The organism is Pseudomonas sp. PB106, from assembly GCF_009764645.1.
Classification (GTDB): domain Bacteria; phylum Pseudomonadota; class Gammaproteobacteria; order Pseudomonadales; family Pseudomonadaceae; genus Aquipseudomonas.
Map to the genome: position 1 here is coordinate 14,287 of NZ_RWIM01000225.1, position 16,442 is coordinate 30,728.

General features: G+C 58.1%; 15 protein-coding genes. 7 read left to right on the plus strand and 8 right to left on the minus strand.

Annotated elements, in window-relative coordinates; genetic code table 11:
* Position 1: 1 nt before the first annotated feature.
* A complete protein-coding gene (gene hisC / locus EJA71_RS27160) occupies positions 2-1,054 on the plus strand; it encodes a histidinol-phosphate transaminase (RefSeq protein ID WP_158961117.1) in 1,053 nt (350 codons plus the stop codon).
* Between the two features lie 90 nt (positions 1,055-1,144).
* Here the strand turns inward: hisC and EJA71_RS27165 are convergent, their stop codons facing one another.
* The 5 genes from EJA71_RS27165 to algW form a co-directional block, all read right to left on the minus strand.
* Entirely contained in the window at positions 1,145-1,561 is a 417-nt protein-coding gene (locus tag EJA71_RS27165; RefSeq protein WP_158961119.1) for a hypothetical protein, read from the minus strand.
* 330 nt (positions 1,562-1,891) lie between these two features.
* Entirely contained in the window at positions 1,892-2,308 is a 417-nt protein-coding gene (locus EJA71_RS27170) for a hypothetical protein (protein WP_158961121.1), read from the minus strand.
* A 208-nt stretch (positions 2,309-2,516) separates the two neighbouring features.
* On the minus strand, positions 2,517-3,236 hold the full coding sequence (locus EJA71_RS27175; protein WP_158961123.1) for a DUF4198 domain-containing protein: 720 nt from the start codon (positions 3,234-3,236) through the stop codon (positions 2,517-2,519).
* Between the two features lie 12 nt (positions 3,237-3,248).
* A complete protein-coding gene (locus EJA71_RS27180) occupies positions 3,249-5,354 on the minus strand; it encodes a TonB-dependent siderophore receptor (protein ID WP_158961125.1) in 2,106 nt (701 codons plus the stop codon).
* 88 nt (positions 5,355-5,442) lie between these two features.
* On the minus strand, positions 5,443-6,600 hold the full coding sequence (gene algW / locus EJA71_RS27185) for a Do family serine endopeptidase AlgW (RefSeq protein ID WP_158961127.1): 1,158 nt from the start codon (positions 6,598-6,600) through the stop codon (positions 5,443-5,445).
* A 103-nt stretch (positions 6,601-6,703) separates the two neighbouring features.
* Between algW and EJA71_RS27190 the strand changes: the two genes are divergently transcribed.
* The 3 genes from EJA71_RS27190 (at position 6,704) to cysN (ending at position 10,533) form a co-directional block, all read left to right on the plus strand.
* Positions 6,704-7,462, plus strand: a complete 759-nt coding sequence (locus EJA71_RS27190) for a Nif3-like dinuclear metal center hexameric protein (RefSeq protein ID WP_158961129.1) — start codon at positions 6,704-6,706, stop codon at positions 7,460-7,462.
* 245 nt (positions 7,463-7,707) lie between these two features.
* The gene (gene cysD, locus EJA71_RS27195) at positions 7,708-8,625 is read left to right on the plus strand and encodes a sulfate adenylyltransferase subunit CysD (protein ID WP_007912374.1); all 918 of its coding nucleotides are present in this window, start codon (positions 7,708-7,710) and stop codon (positions 8,623-8,625) included.
* 9 nt (positions 8,626-8,634) lie between these two features.
* Positions 8,635-10,533, plus strand: coding sequence for a sulfate adenylyltransferase subunit CysN (cysN, locus tag EJA71_RS27200; protein WP_158961131.1), 1,899 nt, complete (start codon positions 8,635-8,637; stop codon positions 10,531-10,533).
* A gap of 180 nt (positions 10,534-10,713) precedes the next feature.
* Here the strand turns inward: cysN and EJA71_RS27205 are convergent, their stop codons facing one another.
* The 3 genes from EJA71_RS27205 to EJA71_RS27215 are packed head-to-tail and all read right to left on the minus strand — an operon-like array spanning position 10,714 to position 14,106.
* A complete protein-coding gene (locus EJA71_RS27205) occupies positions 10,714-11,619 on the minus strand; it encodes an acyltransferase (RefSeq protein WP_158961133.1) in 906 nt (301 codons plus the stop codon).
* The gene (gene pta / locus EJA71_RS27210; protein WP_158961135.1) at positions 11,620-13,719 is read right to left on the minus strand and encodes a phosphate acetyltransferase; all 2,100 of its coding nucleotides are present in this window, start codon (positions 13,717-13,719) and stop codon (positions 11,620-11,622) included.
* Between the two features lie 60 nt (positions 13,720-13,779).
* Entirely contained in the window at positions 13,780-14,106 is a 327-nt protein-coding gene (locus EJA71_RS27215) for a DUF3565 domain-containing protein (protein WP_158961137.1), read from the minus strand.
* Between EJA71_RS27215 and EJA71_RS27220 the strand changes: the two genes are divergently transcribed.
* From EJA71_RS27220 to EJA71_RS27230, 3 genes are all read left to right on the plus strand, one after another.
* A complete protein-coding gene (locus EJA71_RS27220; protein WP_158961139.1) occupies positions 14,075-14,560 on the plus strand; it encodes a peptidylprolyl isomerase in 486 nt (161 codons plus the stop codon). The genes EJA71_RS27215 and EJA71_RS27220 overlap by 32 nt on opposite strands.
* Positions 14,561-14,684: 124 nt before the next feature.
* Complete coding sequence (locus EJA71_RS27225; protein ID WP_158961141.1) at positions 14,685-15,167, plus strand: glutathione peroxidase; 483 nt, start codon at positions 14,685-14,687, stop codon at positions 15,165-15,167.
* A gap of 158 nt (positions 15,168-15,325) precedes the next feature.
* A complete protein-coding gene (locus EJA71_RS27230) occupies positions 15,326-16,429 on the plus strand; it encodes an NADH:flavin oxidoreductase (RefSeq protein ID WP_158961143.1) in 1,104 nt (367 codons plus the stop codon).
* The last annotated feature ends 13 nt before the right edge of the window (positions 16,430-16,442 follow it).

The following is a 16,442-nucleotide window of genomic DNA, read 5'->3' on the forward strand; positions in this document are numbered from 1 at the left end:
GATGAGCAAATTCTGGAGCCCGTTCGTCAAGGATCTGGTGCCGTACGTGCCGGGCGAACAACCGAAGCTGACCAAACTGGTCAAGCTCAACACCAACGAAAACCCCTACGGCCCGTCGCCAAAAGCCTTGGCGGCGATGCAGGTCGAACTCAACGACAACCTGCGCCTGTACCCGGACCCGAACAGCGATCTGCTGAAAACTGCCGTCGCCAACTACTATGGCGTGCAGAGCAATCAGGTGTTCCTTGGCAACGGTTCGGACGAAGTGCTCGCGCACATTTTCCACGGTTTGTTGCAACACGATCAGCCGTTGCTGTTCCCGGACATCAGCTACAGCTTCTATCCGGTTTACTGCGGTCTTTACGGCATCAAGTTCGACGCGGTGCCGCTGGATGCGCAGTTCCAGATCGACCCGGCCGACTACGCCAAGCCGAACGGCGGGATCATTTTCCCTAACCCGAACGCACCGACCGGTTGCCTGCTGGCGCTGGAAGCGGTCGAGCAAATCCTCAAGGCCAGTCCGGATTCCGTGGTCGTGGTGGATGAGGCTTACATCGACTTCGGCGGCGAAACCGCGATCAGTCTGGTGGATCGTTATCCGAACCTGCTGGTGACCCAGACCTTGTCCAAATCACGCTCGCTGGCCGGGCTGCGAGTGGGGCTGGCGGTCGGGCATCCGGATTTGATCGAGGCGCTGGAGCGGATCAAGAACAGCTTCAACTCCTATCCACTGGATCGTCTGGCGATTGTCGGCGCGGCGGCGGCATTCGAAGATCGCGAGTACTTCGACAAAACGTGCCGTTTGGTGATCGAGAGCCGTGAGTGGGTGATCGCGCAGTTGCAGGCCAAGGGCTTTGAAGTGCTGCCCTCTGCGGCGAACTTCATCTTCGCGCGGCATCCGCAACATGATGCGGCGGGGCTTGCTGCGAAGTTGCGTGAGCAGGGGGTGATCGTGCGGCACTTCAAGCAAGAGCGGATTGCGCAGTTCCTGCGGATTTCGATTGGCACGCCGGAGCAGAATCAGGCGTTGATTGATGGGTTGGGGGCGTTGTAAGAAACCGGCTTGGTCTTTTATAAGAAAGAACCTGCTCTTGGTATCGAGAAGAGCAGGTTCTAATCTTGATTTTATACTCTGAAATAAATGTCAGAACGCAACTAAATAGAAGTCGCCGGTGACTTCGCTTCCACCCTCTGTGGTGAATGAGAACTTCCCTGTAGCCGAGTTTGGCAGGTTTTCATTTGTCAACTCCAATGTTCCTTTAACTGCATAATAATGTGCGCCTGAATTCCAGTTGAAAGTCCAAGGGGAGTAAGGGTCTGAATAGTCTTCAGGAAAATGCACGATTGGCTTGATCTTGTCTCTCGCCGGGTATCCAAGTGAGATCATGTAAGTTAAACCTGCTGGAGTTGCCCCTAGACCTGCAATAATCCCGCCTTTGCCATCTCCAAAGCTATACAGTGTGACTTGATCGGTGGTCTGAGGCACACCATTCAGCTTCACGTTTATAAAACCCCTTGCTTTTTGGGTTGTTAGATCTTTGTCAGCAAATTTGATATCCATTCCTTACTCCTTGCTGGTTTGAAATTGGCGTAGGAGAAGGTTAATAGGGTCTGGTATTGGTTTTAACTGTCATATCTGACAGTTCTAATAACTATTTCTCATAGGCTTTATTTCATTTAGGTAAGCCTTGGAGAGCACCTGCAAAAACGAGCAGGTCATCGAGAGCCGTGAGTGGGTGACCGCGCAGTTGCAGGCCGAGGGCTTTGAAGTGGCGTTGGTTTGTGGGTTGGAGGCGTTGTAAATCAATGCGATTGTTTTAGCGATAATTCAATCCTGCTCTTGCTAAATGCCCGCAGGAGCAGGATTTTCATCGTGTTTTTTTCTTTTACGTTAACCAGTCTTGAGATCAAATGTCCCCTTCACTTTATGGTCGTCTTCGGTTTCAAATTCGTAACTGCCTTTGACGGCATCGACCCCATTCTGCAACTTGAAGTTCACTACACCTTTGGTTGCGAAATATTTCAATCCATCCATTACAAATGCCCATGGTAGATAGGGGTCAGTAAAGTCCTTTTTATAGATTGCTTTTTGCGCAACGTTGATGGGGGATCCTGGGTATGACAGCTCAATGGAGTTTGCTCCCCATCGTCCAAGCATCAATCCGCCTCCTGGTGGGAACGGATTAAAATCGAGCCTCTCAGTGATCGTGACTTCTACACCATCGTCGAGTTGAAATGTAATGAAGCCTGCAGCTAAGTTTGCTCCTTCTTGGGTTAGAGATTCGACATTGATCGGTTCGGTATCCATTTGCTGCTCCCGACTTTTCCAAGTGAGTCGTAAAGCTAAGATTTTTTATTCGGATCTGCACTGTCAAAGCTGACAGGTTGTTTAGAACTATTTTTGCTTGCGATGTTGAGTGAGAGTCAGCGTTGGATATAACTAGTCGGCGGATATAAATTGTCGTTCATCCGAATCCTTGCGAGAGAATCCGTTCCCCCGCAAGGATTGAATCTGGTCATTCGTGATGCGGCTCGCCAAGGAATGTCAGCGAGCTGAACAACCCACGACTATTCACATCCGCACTGTTCTTCACCGGTACCTCGACTTGCGCCGCAATCACATTCAAACCCTCATTTCTCACCAGCACCTGCGCACGACCGTCCTTGTCGGTCTCGGTACTCAAGGTGTTCGGCGCACTGCGATAGTCGCCAATCAACTTCACCCCCGCCGCCGGTTTGCCATCAAGCAACACCCGCACCGGCAATGATTTGCCTGGCTCGACTGTCAGTGGATCAACCTCCGGCAGGATCAGCAATTTGATCTGATCGAGTTTCGGCAACTTCGCCCCCGGCTGATAAATCGCCAGGCTGTATTTGAACGTCTCGGTGGCCTCGACAGCCCCCGGCACTTTGCTGCGACCTTCGTTGATCCACTTCTTGTCGGCGGTTTGCGACCACATGCCGTTGTTCAGTGCCACGGCCAGCACCGCCGGCGTTTTCAACGGTTTCAAACGGGCGTGATCCGCCAGACGCTCAACACTGACCGGAATCATCTTGCCGCCCGCGTCATAAGCCCAGGCGCCGCTGATTTTCTGCGCCTTGAAAGCATTGTCTTCGGCGCCGTGGCCATAGACCACTTCGATGTTGCCGCGCCGTTGTTCGGTCCAGAGACCATGGGCCGAGACTTCGCCTGCGAACAGCGCGGCGAAGAGCACAAAGGTTTTGCCGTATTGCATGGTGACGTCCTTTTACAAGTTGAGTGTCAGGCTGACGGTGAAGTTGCGCGGCTCGCCGGGGTTGACCCAGTAGTTGCTGTAGGAGCGCTCGTAATACTTTTCGTCGAAGAGGTTGTTCAGGTTCACGCCGACCGTGACGTTGTCGCTGGCCTTGTAATGGGCCAGCAGGTCGACGGTGTGATAGGCCGGCAATTCGAAGTCGCTGCCGGATTCACCCGAGCGGTCGCCGACATAAGTGAACGCGGCGCCGACATCCGAGCCGCGCAGATGACCATCCTGAAATTCATAAACCCCGAGCAGGCTGCCGCTGCGCTTGGCCACGCCGAGGATGCGGCTGCCGGTGGGAATCACCGCGTCGCCATGGGTCACTTCGGCGTCGATGTAGGCGAACGCACCGATCACGCGCAAGGCGTCGGTGACTTGCCCGGTGACTTGCCAATCGAAACCGCGACTGCGCGCCTTGCCCATCGCACGGCTGGTGTCGGTTCCCGGGTCGAGGGCGAGGACGTTTTCCTTGTCGATGTGGAAGAAGGCGAGGGTGCTGCTCAGGCGCTCGTCGAACAGCTCGTTCTTCATGCCGACTTCGTAACCCACGCCTTCTTCCGGATCGAAAGATTTGCCTGAGGCATCGAGGCCGTTGTTCGGTTTGAACGAGGTCGAGACGTTGGCGAACAAGCCGGTGTTTGGTGTCAGCTGATAGAGCAAACCAGCACGCTGGGTGAGGGCGTCATGGCGCTGGCTGCTCTTGGCGTTACGGCTGTGATCGTCGATGCGCTGATCGAAATGCTCGAAGCGCGCGCCGATCATCCCGCGCAGTTTGTCGGTGAAGACGATCTGATCCTGCAGGTTCAACGCATGGCTTTCGACATGTTCGAAGGTGTCGGTGCCGGAGCGTGCGCCGTTGGGTTTCGGCTGGCCGTAAATCGGGTTGTAGAGGTCGATGGCGTAAGGGCCGCCGGCGAGGGTGGTGACGCGCTCGTCCTTGCGGAAGTTTTCATACTCGGTGCCGATCAGCAGTTCGTGCTGCCACGCGCCGAGGTCGAACAAGCCGCGCAGTTCCAGTTGGGTAATGCTGTCGTGCCAGTTGGTATCGCGCTCGCGATAGCGGCGGTTGACGGTTCGGCCGTCGGCATTCAGCGGACGGGCCTCCGAAGCGAACCCCCAGAGTTTGCCTTCCTTGTAGTGGCTGGCCAGGCGTAATTTCCAGCTGTCGTTGAGGTGATGTTCCAGCGTGGCCTGAAGCAGATTGTTGTGGTTGTCGATGTTGCCGTCGTTGGGTTCGCCGAGGAAGGTCGAGCGCGACACGCCGCTCCATTTGTTGTTCGGCGCAACGATGCCGCGATCAAACGTGGAGCTGTGACGAACGATCTCGCTTTCCACCAACAGCGACGTGTCCGGGTTCAACTGCCAACTGATCGAGGGCGCAACGAACACACGTTTGCTGTCGACGTGATCGCGAAAGCTGTTGTTGTCTTCGACCGCGAGGTTGATCCGCGAGAGCACATCACCTTGTTCATCGAGTGGTGTGTTGACGTCCAGCGCGGTGCGATAGCGGTACCAACTGCCGGCGCTGGTTTGCAGAGTGGTGAAGGCTTCGGGCTGCGGCTTCTTGGTCACGATGTTTACCGTGCCGCCAGGATCGCCTCGGCCATACAGGCTGGCGGCCGGGCCTTTGAGCACTTCGATACGCTCGATATTGGCCGCGTCCGGTGTGCTCGGGTAACCGCGATTGGCGCTGAATCCGTCTTTGTAGAACTCGGAGGTGGTGAAGCCGCGCACGCTGTACTCGTAGAGGGTCAGGCCGCCGAAGTTGTTCTGCTTCGATACACCGCCGGCAAAATCCAGCGCGCGTTCGACGCTGCTGCTGCCCAGATCCTTGAGGACGCTGGCGGGCACCACGCTGATTGCCTGCGGGATATCGCGGATCGCCGTGTCGGTTTTAGTCGCGCTGGACGAGCGCGTAGCACGATAGCCCTGGACCGGGCCGGTCGGCGATTCGTAGTCGGAGATGACGCTGATGGCGTCGAGTTCAAGGGGTTTTGGTTCTTCGGCGAAGGCTGGATCGACCAGCAAACCGAGGCTCAAGCCCAGCAGCGAGGCCTTTGTTCGAGACGACATGTTATGTTGTTCCAATTGCTATAATTGAAACAATATAACATGCCTGTTGAGAATGTCTGTTATTCGCGCATTTAGCGCGAACAAAGCTTTATTCTTCTTTTTCTTTCACTGGCGCCGGTGGTGGACGCAGGCCGATTTCAGCCGTGAGCTTCAGCTCTTTGCCGTTGCGCATCACCTGAATGGTCACCTTGTCGGTCGGTTTGATCCGCGCGACCTGGTTCATCGAACGACGACCATCGCCGGCCGGCTCGCCATCTATGCTCAGAATCACGTCACCCAATTGCAGACCGGCCTTCTGCGCTGGCCCGTCGCGGAAGATTCCCGCCACGACAATCCCCGGACGTCCGGACAGGCCAAACGACTCGGCCAGCTCTTGCGTCAGCGGCTGCACTTCAATGCCCAGCCAGCCGCGAATCACCTGACCGTGCTCGATGATCGACTTCATTACCTCCATCGCCAGTTTCACCGGAATGGCAAAACCGATGCCCTGCGAACCGCCGGATTTGGAGAAGATTGCCGTGTTGATGCCGGTGAGGTTGCCGTTGGCATCGACCAGCGCGCCGCCGGAGTTGCCCGGGTTGATCGCCGCGTCAGTCTGGATGAAGTCTTCGTAGTTGTTCAGGCCCAACTGGTTACGTCCGGTGGCGCTGATGATGCCCATGGTCACGGTCTGGCCGACACCGAACGGGTTGCCGATGGCCAGCGCGACGTCGCCGATGCGGATATTGTCGGAGCGACCGACCGTGATGGACGGCAGGGTTTTCAGGTCGATCTTCAACACTGCAAGGTCAGTTTCCGGGTCGCTGCCGATGACGCGGGCGAGAGTTTCGCGACCGTCCTTCAGGGCCACGACAATCTGATCCGCGCCGCTGGTCACGTGGTTGTTGGTCAGAATGTAGCCTTCCGGGCTCATGATCACGCCGGAACCGAGGCTCGATTCCATGCGTTTCTGCTTCGGCGAGTTATCACCGAAGAAGCGCCGGAATTGCGGGTCTTCAAACAACGGATGGTTCGGCTTGTTGATGACTTTGGTGGTGTACAGATTGACCACCGACGGCGCGGCAATGGTCACCGCGTCCGCATAGGACACCGGCCCCTGCTGCACACTGGTGGTTTGCGGGGCCTGTTGCAGGTTGACGTCGAGGCTCGGCAGCCCCACCCACTGCGGGTAACGCTGAATAATCAACAGAGCGATAAGCACGCCGGCCAACAACGGCCAGCCCATAAAACGCAGCGCCTTGAACATTAAGCACGTCCTGGAAAAGTTGCAGGCGGGGTCAGACCGCCCATAATGTCGCGCATTATACGAGGCCGCGCGTGCCTCGGAACGGGATATTTAGGAGTCTTTCATGGCCGTTGCCCTCAGCACCCTCGTCGAAGAAGCCGACCGTTACCTTGGCAGTGCGAAAATTGCCGATTATTGCCCCAACGGCTTGCAGGTCGAAGGCCGGCCGCAGGTGATGCGCATTGTCAGCGGTGTCACCGCCAGCCAGGCGTTGCTCGATGCAGCGGTCGAGGCCGAGGCGGATCTGGTGCTGGTGCATCACGGTTATTTCTGGAAGGGCGAAGACCCGTGCGTCACCGGCATGAAACAGCGCCGATTGAAGACGTTGCTCAAGCACGACATCAGTCTGCTCGCCTATCACTTACCGCTGGATCTGCACCCGGATGTCGGCAATAACGTGCAGCTTGCTCGCCAACTGGACATCACTGTCGAAGGCCCGCTGGATCCGGACAACCTGAAAATCGTCGGCCTGGTTGGATCCTTGAAAGAACCGATGACAGCACGCGACTTCGCCCGCAAGGTGCAGGACGTCGTGGGCCGCGAACCGTTGCTGATTGAAGGCAATCCGATGATTCGTCGGGTCGGCTGGTGCACTGGCGGTGGCCAAGGCTATATCGATCAGGCCGTCGCCGCAGGCGTCGATCTGTATCTGAGCGGTGAAGCGTCGGAGCAGACCTTCCACAGCGCCCGCGAGAACGACATCAGCTTCATCGCCGCCGGCCACCACGCCACCGAGCGTTACGGCGTGCAGGCGCTGGGCGACTATTTGGCGAAACGCTTCGCCGTCGAACACATCTTCATCGACATCCCGAACCCGATCTGACTCACACCACTCCCCTGTGTAGGAGCTGCCGAAGGCTGCGATCTTTTGATCTTGTTTTTTAAAAGTCCAGATCAAAGGATCGCAGCCTTCGGCAGCTCCTACAGCGGGAATCGCCCAAACGAGCGGGCATATTCATATACCCTTTCGATCTAGTTGGCGTCCTGATTAGAAGAGGTCGCTGTGCTAGGATTCCCCGCTCGAACACGGCCCGCTGGCCGTTCATAAGAAAGCTTTCGTGAGTAGCCATGGTCGACAAACTGACGCATCTGAAACAGCTGGAGGCGGAAAGCATCCACATCATCCGCGAGGTGGCCGCCGAGTTCGATAACCCGGTGATGCTGTACTCCATCGGTAAAGACTCCGCCGTGATGCTGCACCTGGCACGCAAGGCGTTCTTCCCGGGCAAACTGCCGTTTCCGGTGATGCACGTCGACACCCGCTGGAAATTCCAGGAAATGTACAAGTTCCGCGACAAGATGGTCGAAGAGCTGGGCCTGGACCTGATCACCCACATCAACCCCGACGGCGTGGCGCAGAACATCAACCCGTTCACCCACGGCAGCGCCAAGCACACCGACATCATGAAAACCGAGGGCCTGAAACAGGCACTCGACAAGCATGGTTTCGACGCAGCGTTCGGCGGTGCCCGTCGCGATGAAGAGAAATCCCGCGCCAAAGAGCGCGTGTACTCGTTCCGCGACAGCAAGCACCGCTGGGACCCGAAAAACCAGCGTCCGGAGCTGTGGAACGTCTACAACGGCAAGGTCAACAAGGGCGAATCCATTCGTGTGTTCCCGTTGTCGAACTGGACCGAGCTGGACATCTGGCAGTACATCTACCTCGAAGGCATCCCGATTGTGCCGCTGTACTTCGCCGCAGAACGCGAAGTGATCGAGAAGAACGGCACGCTGATCATGATCGACGACGAGCGCATCCTCGAGCACCTGTCCGACGAAGACAAAGCGCGCATCGTCAAAAAGAAAGTGCGTTTCCGTACCCTTGGCTGCTACCCGTTGACGGGCGCCGTGGAGTCCGAGGCCGAAAGCCTCACGGACATCATTCAAGAAATGCTCCTGACGCGAACTTCCGAGCGCCAGGGCCGAGTCATCGACCACGATGGCGCAGGCTCAATGGAAGACAAAAAACGTCAAGGCTATTTCTAAGGGGTTGTCATGTCGCACGTATCTGATTTGATCAGCGAGGACATCCTCGCCTACCTGGGCCAGCACGAACGTAAAGAGCTGCTGCGCTTTTTGACTTGCGGTAACGTCGATGACGGCAAGAGCACCCTGATCGGGCGCCTGCTGCACGACTCGAAAATGATCTACGAAGATCACCTCGAAGCGATCACCCGCGACTCGAAGAAAGTCGGCACCACCGGTGACGACATCGACCTGGCATTGCTGGTCGACGGTCTGCAGGCCGAGCGCGAGCAGGGCATCACCATCGATGTCGCCTACCGCTATTTCTCCACCGCCAAACGCAAATTCATCATCGCCGACACCCCCGGCCATGAGCAGTACACCCGCAACATGGCCACCGGTGCGTCCACCTGTGACCTGGCGATCATTCTGGTCGACGCCCGTTACGGCGTGCAGACCCAGACCCGTCGCCACAGCTTCATCGCCTCGTTGCTGGGGATCAAACACATCGTCGTCGCCATCAACAAGATGGATTTGAAAGGCTTCGATGAAGGCGTGTTCGAGTCGATCAAGGCAGACTACCTGAAGTTCGCCGAAGGCTTGAAGATGAAGCCGACCAGCATGCATTTCGTGCCGATGTCTGCCCTCAAAGGCGACAACGTGGTGAACAAGTCCGAGCGCTCGCCTTGGTACAAAGGCCAGTCGCTGATGGAAATTCTCGAGACCGTGGAAGTCGCGGGCGATCGCAACTTCACCGATCTGCGTTTCCCGGTGCAGTACGTCAACCGTCCGAACCTGAACTTCCGTGGTTTCGCCGGCACGCTGGCCAGCGGCATCGTGCACAAGGGTGACGAAGTCGTGGTGCTGCCGTCGGGCAAGAGCAGCCGCGTGAAATCCATCGTCACCTTCGAAGGTGAACTGGAACACGCCGGTCCAGGTCAGGCCGTCACGCTGACCATGGAAGACGAAATCGACATCTCCCGTGGCGACCTGTTGGTGCATGCCGACAACGTGCCGCCGGTCACCGACAGCTTCGAAGCGATGCTGGTGTGGATGGCTGAAGAGCCGATGCTGCCGGGCAAGAAATACGACATCAAACGCGCCACCAGTTACGTGCCGGGTTCCATCGCCAGCATCGTCAACAAGGTCGACGTCAACACGTTGGAAGAAGGCCCGGCGAGCGCGTTGCAGCTCAACGAAATCGGCAAGGTGAAGATCGCGCTCGACGCGCCGATCGCCCTCGACGGTTACGAAAGCAACCGCACCACCGGCGCGTTCATCATCATCGACCGTTTGACCAACGGCACTGTCGGCGCCGGCATGATCGTCGCGCAACCAGTGACTCACGGCACCGCCACGCACCACGGCAAACTGGCCCACGTTGCCACCGAAGAACGCGCTCAGCGTTTCGGCCAGCAACCGGCCACCGTGCTGTTCAGCGGCCTGTCGGGCGCGGGCAAGAGCACGCTGGCTTATGCGGTCGAGCGCAAGCTGTTCGACATGGGCCGTGCGGTGTTTGTGCTGGATGGCCAGAACCTGCGTCACGACCTCAACAAAGGTCTGCCACAGGATCGCGCCGGTCGTACCGAGAACTGGCGTCGTGCCGCGCACGTCGCGCGTCAGTTCAACGAAGCCGGTCTGCTGACCCTGGCCGCGTTCGTCGCGCCGAGTGCTGAAGGTCGCGAGCAAGCCAAGGATCTGATCGGCAAGGATCGTCTGCTGACGGTCTACGTGCAGGCCTCGCCGGCCGTGTGCGCCGAGCGTGATCCGCAAGGTCTGTATGCCGCCGCTGGCGACAACATCCCGGGCGAATCCTTCCCGTACGACGTGCCGCTGAATGCCGATCTGGTGATTGACACGCAGACGCTGAGTCTGGAAGACAGCGTCAAGCAAGTGCTGGATCTGCTGCGTGAGCGTGGTGCGATCTAAGCGTTTAGCCTGAAAAAAGAAACCCGCAGACGAGTGATTGTCTGCGGGTTTTTTGTTGCTTCAAGATTGCTATCGCTGGCAAGCCAGCTCCCACAGTGATTTTCAGCGCACACAGATATTGTGTAAGGCAGAAAACCCTGTGGGAGCTGGCTTGCCAGCGATGAGGGCAGAACAGACGCCTCAAGACTTTGCTGGATATTCGCGGTGCATCTGTTCGAGCAGTGCATCCTTGTCCAGCCACAGCTGATTGATCCAGCCCTGAAACTGCAAACGATACTCGCCGTCCTGATCGTAGTTCTTGCCGATGAATTGCTGCGGAATTTTCAGCTCTTCAAAGTGCACCACCACGTCGCGCACATTGCCGCAGAGCAAATCCCAGAACCCCGGACGCCCGGCCGGGTAGTGAATCGTCACGTTGACGATCGACTCCAGTTGCTCGCCCATCGCATCCAGCACAAAGGCAATCCCGCCAGCCTTCGGTTTGAGCAGGTATTTGAACGGCGATTGCTGCTGCGCATGCTTGGCTTCGGTGAAGCGCGTGCCCTCGACGAAGTTGAAAATCCCCACCGGGTTATGGCGAAACTTCGCGCAGGTTTTGCGGGTGGTTTCGAGGTCTTTGCCTTTCTTCTCCGGGTGCTTGGCGAGGTACGCTTTGGAGTAGCGCTTCATGAACGGAAAGCCCAGCGCCCACCAGGCCAGACCAATCACTGGCACCCAGATCAGCTCCTGCTTGAGGAAGAATTTCAGCGGCTGAATCCGGCGGTTGAGCACGTATTGCAGCACCAGAATATCGACCCAGCTCTGGTGGTTGCTGGTGATCAGGTACGAGTGCTTGTAGTCCAGACCTTGCAGGCCACTGACGTGCCAGCGGGTGCGGCGCACCAGGTTCATCCAGCCTTTGTTGTTGCTGATCCACGCTTCATGGGTGTGGCTCATCAGCCAACCAGCGATGCGCTGAGTAAAGGCGAACGGCAAAGCCTTGACCAGCGCCACGCAGAACAGAAACGAGCACAGCAGAATCGTGTTGAGCGCCAACAGCAGCGAGGCGATCACGCCGCGCACGGGTGCAGGTAGAAAATCCAGCATTTACACATCCATAGGTCGGTTGGCGGCTTGAATCGCGGTGAGGGCGATGGTGTAGACGATGTCGTCGACTTGTGCGCCGCGTGGCAAATCATTCACCGGTTTGCGCAGGCCTTGCAGCATCGGCCCGAGGCTGACGCAATCGGCGCTGCGTTGCACGGCTTTGTGCGTGGTGTTGCCGGTGTTCAGATCGGGGAAGACGAACACCGTAGCGCGACCGGCAACCTGACTGTTCGGCGCCAGTTGCCGGGCGACTTCTGCGTTGGCGGCAGCATCGTATTGCAACGGGCCGTCGATCAGCAGCGAGTGCTGTTGTTCGTGGGCGAGCAGGGTGGCTTCGCGGACTTTCTCGACTTCTTCGCCGGTCGCCGATTCGCCGCTGGAGTAACTGATCATCGCCACGCGCGGTGTGATGCCGAACGCCGCGGCCGAGTCGGCGCTTTGCAACGCAATCTCGGCCAGTTCGGTGGCGCTTGGGTGCGGGTTCATCACGCAGTCGCCGTACACCAGCACCTCTTCCGGGAACAGCATGAAAAACACCGACGACACCAGCGTGCAGCCCGGTGCGGTCTTGATCAGTTGCAGAGCCGGGCGGATGGTGTTGGCGGTGGTGTTGATCACGCCGGAAACCAAGCCGTCGACCTCATCCAGTGCGAGCATCATGGTGCCGATCACCACAGTGTCTTCCAACTGTTGCTCGGCCATCGGCGCATTCAGGCTTTTGGTTTTGCGCAGGGCTACCATCGGCTCGACGTAGCGTTCGCGGATCAGATCCGGATCGAGAATCTCCAGCCCCGGCGGCAACACAATGCCTTGCGCGCGGGCCACGGCTTCGACGTCTTCTGGTTTTGCCAGCAACACGCAACGAGCAATCCCGCGTTCCTGACAGATCGCCGCCGCTTGCACGGTGAACGGCTCGCTGCCTTCAGGCAGGACGATGCGCTTGTTCGCCGCTTGCGCGCGCTGGATCAACTGATAGCGGAACACCGCCGGCGACAGGCGCATTTCCCGTGGCGTGCCGCAGCGCTGGTGCAGCCACTTGGCGTCGAGATGGCTGGCGACGAAATCGGTGATGATCTCCGCACGCTCGCGGTCATCGATGGGGATTTCCTTGTTCAAACCGTTGAGCAGGTTGGCGGTGTCGTAGGAGCCGGTGCTCACCGACAGCACCGGCAGACCGGCCTGAAGAGCGCCACGGCACAGGTCCATGATGCGCGGATCGGGCAGGGTGTCGCTGGTCAGCAACAGCCCGGCCAGCGGCACGCCGTTGATTGCCGCGAGGCTGACGGCGAGGATGATGTCGTCGCGATCCCCCGGCGTCACCACCAGCACGCCGGGCTTGAGCAGCTCGACAGTGTTGCGCATGGTCCGCGCACAAATGATGATTTTGGTCATCCGGCGGGTTTCGTAATCACCGGCGTTGAGCACTTGCGCGCCCATCAGGTCGGCGACGTCGCGGGTGCGCGGAGCGTTGAGTTCCGGTTGATATGGAATGCAGCCAAGCAAGCGGAAATCCCCGCTGCGCAGCAATGGCGAATGTTCTTTAAGACGCGCGGCGAAGGCGTCCATGCTTTCCTCGGTTTTGACCTTGTTAAGAATCACGCCGAGGACTTTCGGATCTTTCGGACCGCCAAACATTTGCGCCTGCAGTTCGACGCGGCCGGAGAGTTCGGCGAGTACTTCGTTTTCCGGTGCCGAGACCAGAATCACCTCGGCATCGAGGCTCTTGGCCAAGTGCAGATTGACCCGCGCGGCGTAACTGGCACTGCGAGTCGGCACCATGCCTTCGACGACCAGCACGTCTTTGCCGATGGCGGCTTGTTGATAGAGGGTGATGATTTCTTCGAGCAGCTCATCAAGCTGACCGTCGCCGAGCATCCGCTCGACGTGGGCCAGGCCCAACGGTTGCGGCGGTTTCAGGCCGTGGGTGCGTGCCACCAGTTCGGTGGAACGCTCCGGGCCGGTGTCGCCTGGGTGGGGCTGGGCAATCGGTTTGAAGAAACCGACTTTCAGACCCGCTCGCTCAAGCGTACGCACCAGCCCAAGGCTGATGGAGGTCAGACCCACACCAAAATCGGTGGGGGCGATAAAAAAAGTTTGCATGCGAATTCTCTAAAGTTGCATGGCAATGGCGATCATCTATCTCTGACGATCTGCCGAAATTCAGTCGCCAAGGTTAGCGCTAACCGAGCCTTGTGCGCACCAACCGCAGGCAAAGGGTTGGCCTATTTTTTCAATACGTTGCGCCGGGTCGAGCACCCAAGCGCGGGATTGCCAGGGCGGCTGATGGCGCAGGTGCTGGGTGTGGCCACAGGAAAGCTCGGCCACCCAATGGCCGTCTTCGTCTTGATGGAAGCCTGTGATCGTCGAAACCCGTTTGTCCGGGTTGTGTTCGCTTTCGCGCGATTGCTTCGCTAAACTTGGCCTTTCTATATTCTTCTGCAAAAGGTCTCGCCCCATGCTGATCGCCGCCAATAAGGCTGTCTCCATCGACTATACCCTGACCAACGACGCTGGTGAGGTCATCGACAGCTCCGCCGGCGGCGCTCCGCTGGTCTACCTGCAAGGCGCAGGCAACATCATCCCGGGCCTGGAAAAAGCTCTGGAAGGCAAAGCCGTTGGTGATGAGCTGGAAGTTTCCGTTGAACCGGAAGACGCTTACGGCGAATACGCTGCTGAACTGGTCAGCACCCTGAGCCGCAGCATGTTCGAAGGCGTTGACGAGCTGGAAGTCGGCATGCAGTTCCACGCTTCGGCGCCGGACGGCCAGATGCAAATTGTCACCATCCGTGACCTCGACGGCGACGACGTAACCGTCGACGGTAACCACCCACTGGCCGGTCAGCGCCTGAACTTCAAAGTGAAGATCGTTGCTATCCGTGACGCCAGCGAAGAAGAAATCGCTCATGGCCACGTCCATGGCGAAGGTGGCCATCACCACTGATTTTCTGCGCTAAGCTTTCGAGAACTGGAGAGGCGCCTGCGGGCGCCTTTTTAGTCCGCGGCTGTCCTTGGTAGCCTCGCCAAGTGGCTGTTTCGAGAAGAACACGGGAATCCTGGAGTACGTCATGAGTGCTTTTCACGACCTTAAGTTGACAGCCCTGGATGGTCAGGAGCTACCGCTGGCACCGTTCAAGGGCCAAGTCGTGCTGGTGGTCAACGTCGCCTCCAAATGCGGCTTGACCCCTCAGTACGCGGCGCTGGAAAACCTCTATCAGCAGTTCAAAGGCAAGGGCTTCAGTGTCTTGGGCCTGCCGTGCAACCAGTTTGCCGGCCAGGAACCAGGCACTGAACAGGAAATTCAGGACTTCTGCAGCCTCAACTATGGCGTGACGTTTCCGTTGTCGAGCAAGCTCGAAGTCAACGGCCACGATCGTCATCAGTTGTACCGCTTGCTGGCGGGCGAGGGCGCGGAGTTTCCCGGTGACATCACCTGGAATTTCGAGAAATTCCTGCTCGGCAAGGACGGTCGGGTGCTGGCGCGATTCTCGCCACGCACGGCGCCGGATGATCCAACGGTTGTTCAGGCGATCGAAAAAGCCCTGGGCTGAACCGCAAAAATCGCAGCCATCGGGCTGCGATTTTTTTTGCCTGCCTTTTGACCCTTAATCATTCAGATCAATAATGCTTTCGTGTTGGCGTCATGACGCATATTATCGCCGTCATATGGTTTTATGCCCTGTCGATAACGTTTTCGTGGAGCCCTTCGATGCCCGTTCAAGCCTTGTTCAAACCGTTCCAACTCGGTGCCCTCGAACTGCCGACCCGTGTGGTCATGGCGCCAATGACACGCTCGTTCTCTCCGGGCGGCGTGCCTAATTCGAAAGTCATCGAGTACTACCGTCGTCGCGCGGCGGCCGGTGTTGGCCTGATCATCACTGAAGGCACCACCGTCGGTCACATTGCCTCCAATGGCTACCCGAACGTGCCGCAGTTCTTCGGTGAAGCGCCATTGGCCGGCTGGAAAAAAGTCGTCGACGCGGTTCACGCTGAAGGCGGCAAGATCGTTCCGCAACTGTGGCACGTCGGCAGTGTGCGCCGCATTGGCACCGAGCCGGACGCCAGCGTGCCGGGTTACGGTCCGTCGGAAAAACTCAAGGACGGTCAGGTCGTGGTGCACGGCATGACCCAGCAAGACATCCAGGACGTGATTGCTGCCTTCGCCCAAGCGGCCAAGGATGCAAAAAGCATCGGCATGGACGGTGTGGAAATCCATGGTGCCCACGGTTATCTGGTCGACCAGTTCTTCTGGGAAGGCAGCAACCAGCGCACCGACGAATACGGCGGCAGCCTCGCCAACCGTTCGCGCTTTGCCATCGAGTTGATTCAAGCCGTACGCGCTGCGGTCGGCGAAGGTTTCCCGATCATCTTCCGTTTCTCGCAGTGGAAGCAGCAGGATTACACCGCGCGTCTGGTGCAAACCCCGGAAGCGCTGGGCGATTTCCTCAAGCCGTTGTCCGACGCTGGCGTGGACATTTTCCATTGCTCGACGCGACGTTTCTGGGAGCCTGAGTTCGACGGCTCTGACCTGAACCTGGCGGGCTGGACCCGCAAGCTGACCGGCAAACCGACCATCACCGTCGGCAGCGTCGGCCTCGATGGCGAGTTCCTGCAGTTCATGGTCAATACCGACAAGGTCGCGCAACCGGCCAGTCTGGAGAACCTGCTAGAGCGTCTGAACAATGAGGAATTCGATCTGGTGGCAGTCGGCCGTGCGCTGCTGGTCGATCCGGATTGGGCGCTGAAAGTCCGCGAAGGGCGTGAGCAGGACATCTTGCCATTCAGCCGTGAGGCGTTGATGTCGCTGGTTTAACCAGCGCTCTCAC